This window comes from Streptomyces sp. AHU1 (genome assembly GCF_045343905.1).
GTDB classification, from domain to species: Bacteria; Actinomycetota; Actinomycetes; order Streptomycetales; family Streptomycetaceae; genus Streptomyces; species Streptomyces triticiradicis.
Genome location: NZ_CP174283.1, coordinates 6,193,099 through 6,208,322 on the forward strand (window position 1 = coordinate 6,193,099; position 15,224 = coordinate 6,208,322).

Consider the following 15,224-nt stretch of genomic DNA (forward strand, 5'->3'; position numbering starts at 1 on the left):
AAGTTTCCAACAATGGAGGGGAAAGCTCCCATCATGCGAAGGTCAGCGCTGGCCGCGATCGCGGCCATCGGCTCCGCCAGCCTGTTCCTCACGGGCTGCAGCAAGGCCGATGACAGCAAGAACGACAACGGCACGAAGTCGGCCGGCGCCGACGCCGCGACCAAGGGCGTCGTGAACGCTTCGGACAAGAAGGGCGGGACGCTCACCTACGAGCTGTCCGACGTCCCGGACTCGTTCGACCCGGGCAACACGTACTACGCGTACATGTACAACCTGAGCCGTCTGTGGGCCCGCCCGCTGATGACCTTCCAGCCCGGTGCGGGCGAGAAGGGCAACACCCTCGTCCCCGACCTCGCGGCCGGCAAGGGCGAGCCGAGCGACGGCGGCAAGACCTGGACGTACAAGCTGCGCGCCGGTGTGAAGTTCGAGGACGGCACGGCGATCACGTCGAAGGACGTCAAGTACGCCGTCGAGCGCTCCAACTTCGCGCGTGACGTGCTCTCCCTCGGCCCGAACTACTTCCAGCAGTTCATGGTCGGCGGCGACAAGTACAAGGGCCCCTACAAGGACAAGAGCGGCAAGGGCCTGTCCTCCATCGAGACGCCGGACGACACCACCATCGTCTTCCACCTGAAGCAGGCCTTCCAGGAGTTCGACTACCTGGTCGCCTCGCCGCAGACGGCCCCGGTGCCGCAGGCGAAGGACACCGGCGTCGACTACGTCAAGAAGATCGTGTCCTCGGGCTCGTACAAGTTCGAGAGCTACGAGGAGGGCAAGCAGGCCGTCCTCGTCCGCAACGACAACTGGGACGCGAAGACGGACCCGCTGCGCAAGCAGCTGCCGGACAAGATCGTCGTCAAGCTGAAGGTCAACCCGGAGACGATCGACAAGGACGTCCTCGCGGGCAAGGCGATCGACCTCGCCGGCGGCGGTGTCCAGGCCGCGACCCAGGCGCAGGTGCTCACCGACGCCTCGAAGAAGGCCAACACGGACAACACCTACGGTGGCCGTCTCGTCTACATGGCGATCAACACCACCGTGGCGCCGTTCGACAAGGTCGAGTGCCGCAAGGCCGTGCAGTACGCGATCGACAAGGTCTCGGTGCAGACCGCCGAGGGCGGCCCGATCCGCGGTGACATCGCCACCACGGTCCTGCCCCCGGACATCCCGGGCTACGAGAAGGCCGACGCCTACGCCTCTGCCGGCAACAAGGGCGACGTCGCCAAGGCCAAGGAGCAGCTGAAGGCCTGCGGCAAGGACAAGATCAGCACCAACATCTCGGCCCGTTCGGACCGTCAGCAGGAGATCGACGCCGCCACGGCGATCATCAACTCGCTGAAGAAGGTCGGCATCACGGCCACCCTCAAGCAGTACCCGTCCGGCAAGTACTTCACCGACTACGCGGGTGTGCCGAAGTTCACCAAGAAGGAGAACATCGGCCTGGAGATGATGCAGTGGGGTGCCGACTGGCCCTCCGGCTACGGCTTCCTGCAGCAGATCCTGAACGGCAGCGCCATCGGCGAGTCCGGTAACACCAACCTGTCGCAGTACGACAACAAGGACGTCAACACTCTGCTGGCGAAGGCGATCGGCACGCAGGACATGGCCGAGCGCAACAGCATCTACACGCAGATCGACAAGAAGACCATGGACGACGCCGTCCTCGTCCCGCTGACCTACTTCAAGGTCCTGCTGGCCCGCCCGACGACCTACACCAACCTGGTTTCCACGGCGGCCTTCAGCGGTGAGTACGACTACCTCAACATCGGCGTAGCGTCGAAGTAGCAGCCCCGGAAGGCAGGTGAAGGCATTGGTGCCCGCGGGCCGAGAGGCCCGCGGGCACCAGCGCCGATCCCCGTGATCTCGTACATCCTCCGTCGGACGTTCGCGGCAGTGATCCTGCTGCTGGTCGTCTCCGCGGTCACCTTCGCCATCTTCTTCCTGCTGCCACGGCTTGCCGGCCAGACAGCGGACCAGATGGCGCAGCAGTACATCGGCAAGAGCCCCTCGAAGGCGGACATCGCCGCTGTCAAGCACAACCTCGGTCTGGACCAGGCTGTCTACGTCCAGTACTGGCACTTCATCAAGGGGATCGTGGTCGGCGCCAACTACGACCTCGGCCCCACCACGGTGCACTGCGACACACCCTGCTTCGGTTACTCCTTCAAGACCCACCAGGCAGTGTGGCCGGAGCTCACCTCCCGCCTTCCGATCACCCTCTCGCTGGCCGCCGGTGCCGCCGTGCTGTGGCTGGTCTCGGGTGTGGTGGCCGGTGTCATCTCGGCACTGAAGCCGCGCTCTATCTTCGACCGCACCTTCATGGGCATCGCGCTCGCCGGTGTCTCGCTGCCCATGTTCTTCACGGGCAACCTGGCGCTCCTGCTTTTCCACTTCACGTGGCCCCTCTTCGGAGACGACTACGTCCCGCTCACCGAGAACCCCTCGCAGTGGGCCAACACCCTCTTCCTCCCGTGGTGTTCGCTGGCTCTGCTGTACTCCGCCATCTACGCCCGGCTCACCCGCTCGGGCATGCTGGAGACGATGAACGAGGACTTCATCCGCACGGCCCGCGCCAAGGGTCTGGGTGAGCGCACGGTCGTCGTCCGGCACGGTCTGCGGGCCGCCCTCACGCCGATCATCACCGTCTTCGGCATGGACATCGGTCTGCTGCTCGGCGGCGCCGTCATCACCGAGAGCGTCTTCTCGCTGCCCGGCATCGGGCAGTACGCGGTGCAGGGCATCACCGACAACGACCTGCCCAAGATCCTCGGCGTGACCCTGCTCGCCGCGTTCTTCGTAGTCATCGCAAATCTTCTGGTGGACGTGCTCTACGCCGCTGCCGACCCGCGGGTGAGGCTCTCGTGACCGAACTCTCCAACACCGGTGCCGCAGTGGGCGAGCCCACCTCCGCCGGCACGGCGTCCGAGGCCTTCCTCCAGGTCCGCGACCTCAAGGTGCACTTCCCGACCGACGACGGTCTGGTCAAGTCCGTCGACGGGCTGACCTTCTCGCTGGAGAAGGGCCGCACCCTCGCCGTCGTCGGTGAGTCCGGCTCCGGCAAGTCGGTCACCTCGCAGGCCATCATGGGCCTGCACCGCCTCGGCACGCGCGGCAAGAACGTGCAGATGTCCGGCGAGATCTGGCTGGGCGGCAAGGAACTGGTCTCCGCCACCCCGGACGAGGTGCGCAAGCTCCGCGGCCGCGAGATGGCGATGATCTTCCAGGACCCGCTGTCCGCGATGCACCCGTACTACAAGATCGGCGACCAGATCGTCGAGGCGTACCGGGTGCACCACAAGGTCAGCAAGAAGGTCGCCCGCAAGCGGGCGATCGAGATGCTGGACCGGGTCGGCATCCCCGAGCCGGGCAAGCGCGTGGACAGCTACCCGCACGAGTTCTCCGGCGGTATGCGCCAGCGCGCCATGATCGCCATGGCGCTGGTGAACAACCCCGAGCTGCTCATCGCTGACGAGCCGACCACCGCCCTCGACGTGACCGTCCAGGCGCAGATCCTCGACCTGATCCGGGACCTGCAGAAGGAGTTCGGCTCCGCGGTCATCATGATCACCCACGACCTGGGTGTGGTCGCCGAGATCGCCGACGACGTCCTCGTGATGTACGGCGGCCGGTGCGTGGAGCGCGGTCCGCTGGCCGAGGTCTTCGAGAAGCCGCAGCACCCCTACACCTGGGGTCTGCTCGGCTCGATGCCCCGCATCGACCGCGAGACCTCGGAACGGCTCATCCCGGTCAAGGGCTCCCCGCCGAGCCTCATCAACGTCCCCTCGGGCTGCGCCTTCAACCCGCGCTGCCCGTACGCGGACCTCCCCAAGGGGAACGTCACCCGTACGGTGCGTCCCGAGCTCGAGCTGGCCGACGGCGGACACTGGTCCGCCTGTCACCTCTCGACCGAGGACCGTACGCGGATCTGGACCGAAGAGATTGCGCCGAAGCTGTGAGTGAGACGAAGAAGACGGACGCCGCCGGGGCCTCGGTCCCGCGCCAGGCGTCGGCTCCCGAGGACCGCGAGGTGCTGCTCCGGGTCGAGGGCCTGACCAAGCACTTCCCGATCAAGAAGGGCATCCTTCAGCGCCAGGTCGCGGCGGTGAAGGCGGTCGACGGCGTCGACTTCGAGGTGCGCAAGGGCGAGACCCTGGGCGTCGTCGGCGAGTCGGGCTGCGGCAAGTCGACCATGGGCCGGGTCATCACCCGGCTCCAGGACCCGACCGGCGGCTCGATCCACTTCGAGGGCAGGGACATCACGCGGCTCAGCACCGCGAAGATGCGCCCGCTGCGCCGTGACATCCAGATGATCTTCCAGGATCCGTACGGATCCCTCAACCCCCGTCACACCATCGGTTCGATCGTCTCGGCGCCCTTCCGGCTCCAGAACGTCGAGCCCGAGGGCGGGGTCAAGAAGGAGGTCCAGCGGCTGCTGGAGCTCGTCGGCCTCAGCCCCGAGCACTACAACCGCTACCCGCACGAGTTCTCCGGCGGTCAGCGCCAGCGCATCGGCATCGCCCGCGCGCTCGCGCTCAAGCCGAAGCTCGTGGTGGCCGACGAGCCGGTCTCCGCGCTGGACGTGTCGATCCAGGCCCAGGTCGTCAACCTCATGGACGACCTCCAGCAGGAGCTGGGCCTGACGTACGTGATCATCGCGCACGACCTCTCGGTCGTCCGGCACGTGTCGGACCGGGTCGCGGTGATGTACCTCGGCAAGATGGTCGAGCTCGCCGACAGCACCAAGCTGTACGAGTCGCCGATGCACCCGTACACCAAGGCCCTGATGTCGGCCGTGCCGGTGCCGGACCCGAGCCGCCGGAGCGCGAAGAACGACCGCATCCTGCTCAAGGGTGACGTTCCCTCCCCGCTCAAGCCGCCGAGCGGCTGCCGGTTCCACACCCGGTGCTGGAAGGCCACGCAGGTCTGCAAGACGACCGAGCCGCTGCTCCTCGAGGTGAGGCCCGGTCAGCGCGTCGCCTGTCACCACCCGGAGAACGCCCCGGACCAGGCTCCGCAGGACGTCGTCCTGCTCTCGGCCGCCCGGGAAGCGGCCGAGCTGGTGCCCGACGAGGTGACGGAGAAGGCTCCGACCGAGCCCGTCGAGCCCGCTGAGCCCGTCGAGGCGTCGGACAAGGCTCCGGCCGAGCCCGTCGAGGCGTCGGACAAGGCGACGGACAAGGCCCCGGCCGAGCCCGCCGCCACCGGTGAGGAGGCCGGCTCCGCGTCGGACTCCGCGGTCGCGGAAGCCGACCGTCAGGAGTCGACCGACCAGTAGGCCGTGATGACTTGGCAAAGTCATGAACATGCCTGAACGGGAGAGTGCAGAGTCCTGCGTATCCGTCTGATCAGAAATGATCGGTATGCGTACGAAAGGGATGCTGATGGCACTCTCCCGTTCGGCACGTTTAGGGGCCCTCGCGACCGCGACGGCCTCCTTCCTTCTCATCGCCGCCTCCTCCGCCCCCACCCCCGGTGCGGACGGCATCGGTGACACGTACTTCCCCCAGCTCGGCAACGGCGGCTTCGACGCCCGCCACTACGCCCTGGACGTGGCGTACGACCCCGGCACCGACCGCCTCGACGGCGTCACGACCCTCACCGCCCGCGCCACCCGGAACCTCTCCGCCTTCGATCTGGACCTCCAGAAGCTGGACGTCACGAGGATCGCGGTGAACGGCAGAACGGCCCGCTTCACGCGGGAGGGCGACGAGATCCACATCACCCCGCGCGGGCCCCTGGCCAGGGGCAAGGACTTCACGGTGGCCGTCACCTACGGCGGAGTCCCCGAGCCCCTGAACGGCCCGATCGTGTTCGGCTCCGACTACGGGTGGATGAAGACCACGGACGGCGTCTTCGTCGCCTGCGAGCCCAACGCCGCCTCCACCTGGTTCCCCTCCAGCGACCACCCGTCCGACAAGGCGACCTACGACATCCGCATCACGGCGCCCAAGGGCCTGACGGCGGTCTCCAACGGACGCCTGCTGTCGACCCGCGACAAGGGCGCGAACACGGTCACGCACTGGCGCGAGAGCCGGCCCATGGCCACCTACCTCGCCACGGCGACCATCGGGAAGTTCGACGTGAGGACCGGCACCACCCCGGGCGGGACGCCGATCTACGTGGCGGTCGACCCGGTGCTCGCGAGCGGCAGCAGCGTCGACGTGTACGCCGTCACGGCCGAGGCCACCGACTACTGGTCGCAGGTGTTCGGCCCGTACCCGTTCGAGGAGACCGGGGCCGTCGTCGACGACATGCCCCAGGCCGGCTTCTCGCTGGAGGTCCAGTCGAAGCCCGCGTACTCGGCGGTGCGTTCGGAGTCGACCATCGTGCACGAGCTGGCCCACCAGTGGTTCGGCGACTCCGTCTCGGTGGAGCGCTGGAAGGACATCTGGCTGAACGAGGGCTTCGCGACCTACGCCCAGTGGCTGTGGGCCGAGCACAGGGGCACCCGCTCGGCGCACGACTCGTTCCTCGCCGGGTACAACCAGCGGCCCGCGGACTCCGCCTTCTGGCAGACCACGGTCGGCGACCCGCAGCGGGACACCATGTTCGCCTCGGCGGTCTACCAGCGGGGCGCGATGACGCTCCAGAGGCTGCGCGAGCGCATCGGCGACACCGCGTTCTTCAGGCTGCTGCCCGCGTGGACGAAGCTGCACCGGTACGGCAACGCCAACACCGCCGACTTCATCGCCCTCGCGGAGAGGACCTCCGGGCAGCAGCTCGACGATCTCTTCCAGACCTGGCTGTTCACCACAGGCAAGCCCGCCCTCTAGACCTTCCTTCGTAAGGCACACACCCCGCGACAGGTGAGAATGTGGGGGTGTTCCAGCATCTGTTCAACCCCTCCGTCCAGCACACGCTCGACCTGATCGGCATCTTCGTCTTCGCGATCTCCGGCTCCCTGCTGGCCGTCCGCAAGAACTTCGACGTCTTCGGGATAGCCGTCCTCGCGGAGATCACCGCGCTGGGCGGAGGGCTGCTGCGCGACATCATCATCGGTGCCGTGCCCCCGGCGGCCTTCACCGACCTGGGGTACTTCACCACACCGCTCGTCGCCGCCCTGCTCGTGTTCTTCCTGCACCCGGAGGTGGAGCGCATCCAGGTCGGCGTGAACGTCTTCGACGCGGCCGGGCTCGGACTGTTCTGCGTCACCGGCACCGTGAAGGCGTACGACTACGGGCTCGGCCTGACCGCCTCCGCCGCCCTCGGCCTCGCGACGGCCGTGGGCGGCGGCGTGCTGCGGGACGTCCTCGCCAACGAGGTCCCCTCCCTGCTGCGCTGGGACCGTGACCTCTACGCGGTCCCGGCGATGGTCGGCGCCACGATGGTGGTGCTCTGCATCCGCTACGACGCGCTCACCCCCCTCACCAGCGGCCTCGCCGTCGTCACCGCCTTCGTGCTGCGTCTGTTCGCGATGCGGTACCACTGGCGAGCTCCGCGCGCGTGGCACCGCCGCTCGACGGTGCGTGAGGAAGAGAGCTCCTGACCCGGTCGGCGCCGGCCGCCCGTCCGTCGCCGGCCTCGTCGCCGGCCGCGGGAGCGCGACCGGACCCGGCGGCGCCCGTCCCGTCCCCGGCGGCGCCCGCCCCGTCCGCCGCGCCCGGCGTCCCGGAGCCGAGCTGCTCGGTCAGCCAGCGGAACACCCCCGGCACCTGGGGCCGCCACAGCCCCATGTCGTGGCCGCCCGCGCTGCGCGGCAGCAGCACCACCTCCACCCGCGTCGGCGGCTTCGCGACCGCCTGGACCGCCGCGCCCGCCTGGTAGCCGTCGCCGGACTCGCCGGAGAAGTAGAGGGAGATCCGAGGGGGGACGCGGTCGTCGCGCAGCAGCAGGTAGGGGTTGTTCCGGCGGCGCAGTTCGGGGTTGCGCCCGGCCAGTGAACTGCGTTCTCCCTTGGGGTCGTTGTAGCCGGACATGCTCACCGCGGCCCGGTAGCGGTCGGGGTGGGCGACGGCCAGTTTGGCGGCGCAGTGCGCTCCGGCCGAGTACCCGGCCGTGGCCCAGCCGTCCGGGGCGGACTCGGCCCGGAAGTTGTCCGTGATCATCCGCGGCACGTCGATGCTGAGCCAGCTGTCCGCGTTCACCGTTCCCGGGATGTTCGCGCAGCCGGTGTCCGCGCGGGCCAGCAGGTTGGTGCGCGGCGCGACCAGGATGAACGGCGCGACGTGCCCGTCGAGCATCATCGGCCGCAGCTGCTCGTGCACGTGGGCGGATCCGAACCACGCCTTGGCGGAGCCGGGGTATCCCGAGAACAGTTCCACGACGGGGAACTTCCGGTGCCGGTAGGCGGGCTCGTCGTACTGGGGCGGCAGCCAGACGTAGACCTCGGCGTTCACCCCCGACACCCGCCCCCTCAGCTGGGTGACGCGCACACCGCCGGCCCGCCCCATGTGGGGTCCGTCGGCCGGCCGGAAGGTCTGCCGCACCCGGGGCAGGTCCTTCAGCGAGATGCCTCCGGTGCCGTCCGCGCCGAGGTCGGCGGCCCGCTGGACGTGGTTGCCGGTGCCGAGGAGGTCGGCCCAGTCGTCGTACAGGTTGTTGGCGTTGTTCACGAGGACGAACACGAGGCTGATCGCCGTTCCCTGGGCGAACAGCAGCATCAGAAGCCGGGCCGCGGCGCGCACCGGCGCCGGCCCGGACACCCGGGACCACAGGAGCAGGGGCAGCACAAGGGCGACGGCGCACAGTACGAAGGAGGTCAGGAGGAACGTTGTCCCGGTGAGGCTCATATCCCATCAGAGGAGAACCGGGGCCGATCGGTCACGGATGATTGAGGACACTTGACAAGAAATTGCCGAATCCTCACCTGGATGGCCGGAAGACGACGGGGTGCCCGCGCGCCCGAAACGGTGAAAGCTACCGCTTAGTAATTTCCTGTTGTACGGTTCACGTATGGCAGAAGCAGCTTCGGTACAGGCCGTACGGGCCACGATCGGCGACAGCGAGTTCGACCGGGACACCGCCGTCACCCCGCGCGGGGCCGGCGTCTACGACGTCGACCTCTCCGCCGGGTGGACGATCATCAACGCCGTCAACGGCGGCTATCTGCTGGCCGTCCTCGGCCGGGCCCTCGCCGACGCCCTCCCGCACTCCGACCCGTTCACGGTCTCCGCGCACTATCTGACCGCGTCCCAGCCGGGCCCCGCGGTCGTCCGCACGGACGTCGTGCGCACCGGCCGGACGCTGTCGACCGGGCAGGCGTCCCTCTTCCAGTACGACGACGAGGGCCGTGAGGTCGAGCGCATCCGCGTGCTCGCCTCGTACGGCGATCTCGACTCCCTGCCCGACGACGTCCGCACGACCGCGCTGCCGCCCGCGATCCCGCCCATGGACCAGTGCTTCGGTCCGCAGGACGCGCCGGCGCCCATCCCCGGCAGCTCGGCGATCACCGACCGGCTGTTCCTCAAGCTCGACCCCGCGACCCTCGGCTGGGCGCTCGGCGCGCCGTCCGGGAAGGGCGAGATGCGGTCGTGGTTCGGACTCGCCGACGGCCGGGACGCGGACCCGCTCTCGCTGCTCCTCGCGGTCGACGCCCTGCCGCCGACGGCCTTCGAGATCGGCCTCTCCGGCTGGGTGCCGACCGTCGAACTGACCGTGCACGTGCGGTGCCGCCCGGCGCCCGGCCCGCTGCGGGTGTCGATCACCACCCGCAACCTCGCCGGGGGCTTCCTGGAGGAGGACGCGGAGGTCTGGGACAGCGCGGACCGCCTGGTCGCCCAGTCCCGCCAACTCGCCCGCGCCCGCCTCGCCTGACCGGCCACGGGCCCACCCGGCCTGTTCCGGCCCGCCCGCCACGGGCTTGCCGGAAGCCCTGCCGGGCCCGTTTCGGCCCGCCCGCCACGGGCTTGTCCGGACGGCTGCCGGGCCCTGCTCCGGCCGGCCGGCACGAGCCTGCCGGGAGGGCCCGTCGGATCCGGTCCGGGCCCGGCCGTGAGGGGCAGGCCCACCTGTGCCGCTCCCGGGGTTCGGGGGCCGGTGGCCCGGCTCGTCCCCGGGGCGGCGTCCCGTGTCCTCAGGCGGTCACCAGGGGGCGGCGGCCCGTCCAGGCCGCCAGCCGTCCATAGGCGTCGGCGCCCTCGGGGGTCGGCGCCACCGCGCCGAAGGGCAGCTCGGGGTCCTCGCGTCCCTCGTCGGGCAGCACGCGCCCGGCGATCGTGAGCGCGAACTCGGCCAGTTCCGGATCGAGTCCGAGGGGCTGGCCCAGCGCCTCCGAGAGGTCCCAGGTGTGCGTGACCGCCTCCATGACGTACCCGGCCAGCGCGATCCGGCCGGGGACCTCGCCCCAGGGCGCCCGCACCGTCGCGTCCAGCCGGGCGTCGTCCGCCCAACCGGCGCGGACCCGGTCCCTGGCCTCGTCGTACGCGGCGCTCCAGCCGTCGTCCGGCACGCCGTCGGCGAACGGCGGCAACGCGAGTCCGTCGCCGCCCGCCCCGATCACGGCGATCCGCCGGGTGCCGCCGACCATGTGCGACAGCAGCAGGCGCACGTCGAACTCGGCGCACGGGGTGGGGCTTTCCAGCCGCTCGGGCCGCACGGTCGCGATCAGCGACGCGATCTGGGCGGCGGCGCGGGCGTACAGGGGGCGGGGGTCCATGGTGTTCATGACTGCCTCTTCCGTGTCTCGGTGTGTGCCCCACCCTCGACGCATAACCTGACAGTTCCCGTCAACATTTGCGGACGGCTTCCGGCGGGCGCGATCCTGGGCGCGTGAAGTCCGACCGCCTGCTCTCGATCCTGCTGCTGCTCCAGACCCGGGGCCGCGTCCCGGCGCGCGAACTGGCCGACCGGCTGGAGGTGTCGGTGCGCACCGTCTACCGGGACATCGAGGCGCTGTCCGCCTCCGGAGTCCCCGTCTACGCCGAACGCGGGCGCCACGGCGGCATCGAGCTGCTCGCCGGATTCCGTACGGACGTCACGGGACTGACCGCGGACGAGTCGCGCTCGCTGTTCGTCCTGGCCGCGCAGGGCACGCACGCCGCCCTCGGCCTGGACGCGGCGCTCGGCTCGGCACTGCGCAAGGTGATGGCGGCGCTGCCCGCCCCCTTCAGGCCCGCCGCCGAGGTCACCAGCCGACGGGTCCTCGTCGACGCCACGCGCTGGAAGGGCGGTCCCCGGCGGGCCGTGGACCTGGACGCGCTGCAGGACGCCGTCTTCTCCGACCGCAGGCTGCGGCTGCGCTACCGCCACGGCGGGGACGCCGAACCCCGTACGTACACCGTCGACCCGTACGGCCTCGTCTCCAAGGCCGGTGTCTGGTACCTGGTCGCCGACCGGCGCGGCGGCCCGCGGCTGTTCCGCGCCGACCGGGTCCGCTCGGCGACCCTCCTGCCGGATCCGGTGCGCCGCCGTCCCGGTGTCGAACTCGCCGACGTCTGGGAGGTGTTGCGCCGCCAGGTCGAGGAGCGGCCGGGGAACGTCGACGTCACGGTCCGGGTACGGCGCCCCCGCCTCGACATGTTCCTGCGCCTCCACGCGGCCTCCCTTGCGGAGCTGCCCGAGGACGACGGCGCCGGTGAGTGGGTGACCGCGCGCCTGCGTCTCGGCTCGGTGCGCGAGACCCGCACGCTGCTGGCCTTCGGGGACGCGCTCGAGGTCCTCGCTCCGGCCGGGGCGCGGGAGGAGATGGCCGCGACGGCGGCGGCCGTCGGGGCGGTGTACGAGGGGGGTTGAACCGCCGCGCCGGGCGGGCGCCGCACAGCAAGGCACAGCCCCGGCACAGCGTGGCCCTACGTGGATCTGGTGCCCTGGCTCCCGCCCGTCCGGCCGTCCGGCCGACCCACTTGATCCGACCGGGAGTTGCCCCATGAACCGTCGTGCACGACTCGTTCCCCTCGTCGCCCTTCTCGCGCTCTCGCCCCTCCTGGCGGCCTGCGGCTCCGGTGACACGTCGTCCTCGGACGGCAGGACCTCCGGGGGGCAGGACTGCGCACGCCCCTCCGGGATGCCGGGCGGCGCCTCCGGACGCCCCACCGGCGCGCCGTCGGGCATGCCCACCGGGAAGGCCCCCTCCGGCATGCCGACGGGGAAGGCCCCGTCGGGCATGCCGAGCGGCGCCCCCGGCGGCGGCATGGGCGGCGGCCAGGGCGGCTGCGGAGGCGGCCCCGGCGGTCAGACGGGCCAGAGTCAGGGTCAGGGGCAGGGGCAGGGGCAGTCGGCCGCACAGGGTTGACGCGGGCGAACCCCCGCTTCCGCGTACGGCGCTGGTGACGCGCCGTACGCCGGCAGGGGGCCGTACGCGGGGCCCGGGCGCGGTGACGGCGCGGCGCGTCCGGGCGACGGGCGCGCGGCCGGCCCGCGTCGGCACACGGCGGCGGCCGCCCCGGGAGAGGCCCCGCGCCGGCCGGGTCGGTGGGTCAGTCGGCCAGCCAGCCAGCCAGCCAGCCAGCCGGCCGGTCAGCCGAGCCAGTGGCGGCGGCCGATGCTGATCAGCCGCATCTGACGGCTCGCCACCCGGGCCACCCGTTCGCGTTCCGCCTCGGAGCCGTCCAGCGCCTCCAGGAACGCCGAGGCCGCCATCAGCATGTGGTCGACGTACAGGCCCGCCAGCATCAGCAGATCGTCCTCGCTCCACCCCGCGTACTCGGGGTGTTCGGCCAGCGCGTGCCCGACCTCCTCGGCGAACCGGGCCAGTTGCTCGCGGATCGCGTCCCGTACCGGCTGGACGCCGCCGTGCCGCTCGCGCGCGATGAAGCGGACGTGCGCCGGGTGCGTCCCGACATGACGGGCGATCAGTTCCACGGCGCGGGCGATGCGTTCGTCGCTGTCACCGGCCGTGGACACCGTGTCCTCGATCATCGGGTGCAGGCTGCCGAGCGCCTCCTCGACCAGCGCCACGCCGAGATCCGCCGTCGAGCGGAAATGCCGGTAGAAGGCGGTCGGAGCGACTCCGACGGCACGGGTGACCTCGCGCAGCCCCAGGCTGCTCAGGCTCTGTTCCTCCAGAAGCCCCAACGCCGCGTCCAGCAGCGCCTGCCGGGTCTTCTGTTTCTGCGCCTGGCGGATGCCGAGAGTGTGACTCATGCCATGCAGTTAACAACTGTTCTCCGGAAATTTAAAGCCGTGAGCGCGCTAGACTCAAGAGTCAGTGAACAAGTGTTACTACAACCGTTCACCGAGTCGTCAAGTCCCGGAAACGACGGGGCCTCACCGTTGAGGTCCCGGACGCTCCGGGACCGGACTTCGAGACTTCTTCGAGAGGCATCCCATGCTGTTCCTCGTCGCCGCACTCCTGCTGCTCGGCGTCGTGCTGGGCTCCGTGGCGCACGCGCCGCTGCCCGTCAGCCTCGTCGCCGCGGCCGTCATCGGCATCTGGCTGACCGTCTTCGCGCTGCGTGAGCGCGGTGCCCGCCGACGCCACTCCTCCGCCAACTGACCGTTGGTCCCGCACCTTTGCCGACCGGCCGTTGGTCCCGTCCTTCACCGACTGACCGTTGGGAGCTGACTCACGTCATGGAACTCACCGCGCGCACCACCGGCACGACCCGCACCACCGGCACGACCCGCACATCCGGAGCCGTCCGTACGGCCGGAGCCGTCCGCACCGTCGGAGCCACCGAGACCGCCCGCGCCACCGAGGCCACGCGCGCCACGCGCCGGACCCGCGTCCAGGACGCGGACGGCATGGCCGTGGCCTCCTTCGTCCTCGGCCTGCTCGGCCTTCTCGTGCTGAACGTCTTCCTGGGCCCCGTCGCCATCGTCCTCGCCTCCGTCGCCCTCTGGCGCGGCACGGCCCGCCGGGGCCGCGCCTTCCTCGGTCTCGGCCTCGGGGTCGCCGACCTGGTCGTCCTGATCGCCTTCATGCAGGTCGACAACACGGTGTCCTGGAGCTTCTGAGACGGCCGTGACGGCCGGGACTCCGGCCGCGCCCGCGGCGAGCCGCGCCGGGCCACCGCACACGGGCCCGGCGCCGCGGGGCGCGCCGTCGCACCGCGCGAACCGGGCGGACGGCCGTGCCACCGGGGGCCGGACCGAGGGGGAGCGGGCCCGTAGAATCGAGCCCACCATGGCTTACCTCGACCACGCCGCGACCACGCCCATGCTTCCCGAGGCAGTAGAGGCTCTGACCGCCCGGCTGAGCGTCACGGGCAACGCCTCCTCCCTCCACGCCGCCGGCCGCACCGCGCGGCGGACGGTGGAGGAGGCCCGCGAGACCCTCGCGGACTCCCTCGGCGCCCGCCCCAGCGAGGTGGTGTTCACCTCCGGCGGCACCGAGGCCGACAACCTCGCGGTGAAGGGCCTGTACTGGTCCCGCAGGGACGCCGATCCGGCCCGTACCCGCATCCTCGCGAGCCCCGTCGAGCACCACGCCGTCCTCGACGCGGTCCACTGGCTCGGCGAGCACGAGGGCGCCACGGTCGAGTACCTGCCCGTCGACGCCTACGGCCGTGTCCACCCCGGCGCCCTGCGCGAGGCCATCGCGCGCGACCCCGACGACGTCGCCCTCGCCACGGTCATGTGGGCCAACAACGAGATCGGCACCGTCATGCCGGTCCGTGAACTGGCGGACGTCGCGGCCGAGTTCGGCATTCCGCTGCACGCCGACGCGGTGCAGGCCTTCGGTCAGGTCCCCGTCGACTTCGCGGCTTCCGGCCTCGCCGCGATGACGGTGTCCGGCCACAAGATCGGCGGCCCCTACGGGATCGGCGCCCTGCTCCTGGGCCGCGAGTACAGCCCCGTGCCCGTGCTGCACGGCGGCGGCCAGGAGCGCCACGTCCGCTCCGGCACGCTCGACGTGCCCGCCGTCGCCTCCTTCGCGGTCGCCGGGCGGCTGGCCGCCGAGCGGCGGGAGCGGTTCGCCCTGGAGGTCGGCGCCCTGCGCGACGACCTGGCCGACGCCGTCGTCAAGGCCGTGCCCGACGCGATCCTCGGCGGCGACCCGGCCCCCGGCGGCCGGCTGCCCGCCAACGCGCACTTCACGTTCCCGGGCTGCGAGGGCGATTCGCTGCTCCTGCTGCTCGACGCGCAGGGCATCGAGTGCTCCACCGGCTCGGCCTGCACGGCGGGGGTGGCCCAGCCGAGCCATGTCCTCCTCGCCACCGGCACCGACCCGGACCTCGCCCGGGGCACCCTGCGCTTCTCGCTCGGCCACACCTCCACGCGGGCGGACGTCGCCGCGGTGGCGCGGGCGATCGGCCCGGCGGTGGAGCGGGCGCGCAGGGCGGGCCTCACCTGACCTCCGGCCGGTGGGGCCCGGTCCGGCAGGCTCCGGACCGGTGGGTCCGGGA

At 71.1% G+C, this 15,224-nt stretch carries 15 protein-coding genes; 12 read left to right on the forward strand and 3 right to left on the reverse strand.

The window, feature by feature from the left end:
• Positions 1-12 precede the first annotated feature (12 nt).
• The 6 genes from ACICHK_RS27695 (at position 13) to ACICHK_RS27720 (ending at position 7,486) form a co-directional block, all read left to right on the forward strand.
• Positions 13-1,785 carry an ABC transporter substrate-binding protein gene (locus tag ACICHK_RS27695; RefSeq protein ID WP_406838986.1) on the forward strand — a complete coding sequence of 591 codons (1,773 nt, stop codon included), beginning with the start codon at positions 13-15 and terminating at the stop codon, positions 1,783-1,785.
• 72 nt (positions 1,786-1,857) lie between these two features.
• The gene (locus ACICHK_RS27700) at positions 1,858-2,865 is read left to right on the forward strand and encodes an ABC transporter permease (RefSeq protein ID WP_406838987.1); all 1,008 of its coding nucleotides are present in this window, start codon (positions 1,858-1,860) and stop codon (positions 2,863-2,865) included.
• Positions 2,862-3,956, forward strand: a complete 1,095-nt coding sequence (locus ACICHK_RS27705; RefSeq protein WP_406838988.1) for an ABC transporter ATP-binding protein — start codon at positions 2,862-2,864, stop codon at positions 3,954-3,956. Before ACICHK_RS27700 ends, ACICHK_RS27705 begins: the two co-directional genes overlap by 4 nt.
• Positions 3,953-5,275 carry a dipeptide ABC transporter ATP-binding protein gene (locus ACICHK_RS27710; RefSeq protein WP_406838989.1) on the forward strand — a complete coding sequence of 441 codons (1,323 nt, stop codon included), beginning with the start codon at positions 3,953-3,955 and terminating at the stop codon, positions 5,273-5,275. Before ACICHK_RS27705 ends, ACICHK_RS27710 begins: the two co-directional genes overlap by 4 nt.
• A 106-nt stretch (positions 5,276-5,381) precedes the next feature.
• Positions 5,382-6,773, forward strand: a complete 1,392-nt coding sequence (locus ACICHK_RS27715; RefSeq protein ID WP_406838990.1) for a M1 family metallopeptidase — start codon at positions 5,382-5,384, stop codon at positions 6,771-6,773.
• Positions 6,774-6,820: 47 nt separating this feature from the next.
• Entirely contained in the window at positions 6,821-7,486 is a 666-nt protein-coding gene (locus tag ACICHK_RS27720; RefSeq protein WP_103550526.1) for a trimeric intracellular cation channel family protein, read from the forward strand.
• Here ACICHK_RS27720 and ACICHK_RS27725 read toward each other — a convergent pair.
• Positions 7,386-8,729, reverse strand: a complete 1,344-nt coding sequence (locus ACICHK_RS27725) for an alpha/beta hydrolase (protein ID WP_406838991.1) — start codon at positions 8,727-8,729, stop codon at positions 7,386-7,388. The genes ACICHK_RS27720 and ACICHK_RS27725 overlap by 101 nt on opposite strands.
• A gap of 163 nt (positions 8,730-8,892) precedes the next feature.
• Here ACICHK_RS27725 and ACICHK_RS27730 point away from each other — a divergent pair, with 163 nt between their 5' ends.
• Positions 8,893-9,753, forward strand: coding sequence for a thioesterase family protein (locus tag ACICHK_RS27730; RefSeq protein ID WP_151472057.1), 861 nt, complete (start codon positions 8,893-8,895; stop codon positions 9,751-9,753).
• Positions 9,754-10,012: 259 nt separating this feature from the next.
• Here ACICHK_RS27730 and ACICHK_RS27735 read toward each other — a convergent pair whose 3' ends face one another.
• Complete coding sequence (locus ACICHK_RS27735) at positions 10,013-10,603, reverse strand: TIGR03086 family metal-binding protein (protein ID WP_406838992.1); 591 nt, start codon at positions 10,601-10,603, stop codon at positions 10,013-10,015.
• A gap of 104 nt (positions 10,604-10,707) precedes the next feature.
• On the opposite strand from ACICHK_RS27735, the gene ACICHK_RS27740 reads away from it, so the two are divergent.
• Both ACICHK_RS27740 and ACICHK_RS27745 read left to right on the forward strand, forming a co-directional pair.
• Positions 10,708-11,670 carry a helix-turn-helix transcriptional regulator gene (locus ACICHK_RS27740; RefSeq protein ID WP_406838993.1) on the forward strand — a complete coding sequence of 321 codons (963 nt, stop codon included), beginning with the start codon at positions 10,708-10,710 and terminating at the stop codon, positions 11,668-11,670.
• A gap of 133 nt (positions 11,671-11,803) precedes the next feature.
• The gene (locus ACICHK_RS27745; RefSeq protein ID WP_406838994.1) at positions 11,804-12,169 is read left to right on the forward strand and encodes a hypothetical protein; all 366 of its coding nucleotides are present in this window, start codon (positions 11,804-11,806) and stop codon (positions 12,167-12,169) included.
• A gap of 224 nt (positions 12,170-12,393) precedes the next feature.
• Here ACICHK_RS27745 and ACICHK_RS27750 read toward each other — a convergent pair whose 3' ends face one another.
• The gene (locus ACICHK_RS27750) at positions 12,394-13,020 is read right to left on the reverse strand and encodes a TetR family transcriptional regulator (protein ID WP_406838995.1); all 627 of its coding nucleotides are present in this window, start codon (positions 13,018-13,020) and stop codon (positions 12,394-12,396) included.
• Positions 13,021-13,204: 184 nt separating this feature from the next.
• On the opposite strand from ACICHK_RS27750, the gene ACICHK_RS27755 reads away from it, so the two are divergent.
• The 3 genes from ACICHK_RS27755 (at position 13,205) to ACICHK_RS27765 (ending at position 15,172) form a co-directional block, all read left to right on the forward strand.
• Positions 13,205-13,372 carry a hypothetical protein gene (locus ACICHK_RS27755; protein WP_192582594.1) on the forward strand — a complete coding sequence of 56 codons (168 nt, stop codon included), beginning with the start codon at positions 13,205-13,207 and terminating at the stop codon, positions 13,370-13,372.
• 248 nt (positions 13,373-13,620) lie between these two features.
• A complete protein-coding gene (locus ACICHK_RS27760) occupies positions 13,621-13,833 on the forward strand; it encodes a DUF4190 domain-containing protein (RefSeq protein ID WP_151472121.1) in 213 nt (70 codons plus the stop codon).
• Between the two features lie 169 nt (positions 13,834-14,002).
• Positions 14,003-15,172, forward strand: a complete 1,170-nt coding sequence (locus ACICHK_RS27765) for a cysteine desulfurase family protein (RefSeq protein ID WP_406838996.1) — start codon at positions 14,003-14,005, stop codon at positions 15,170-15,172.
• Positions 15,173-15,224: the final 52 nt, after the last annotated feature.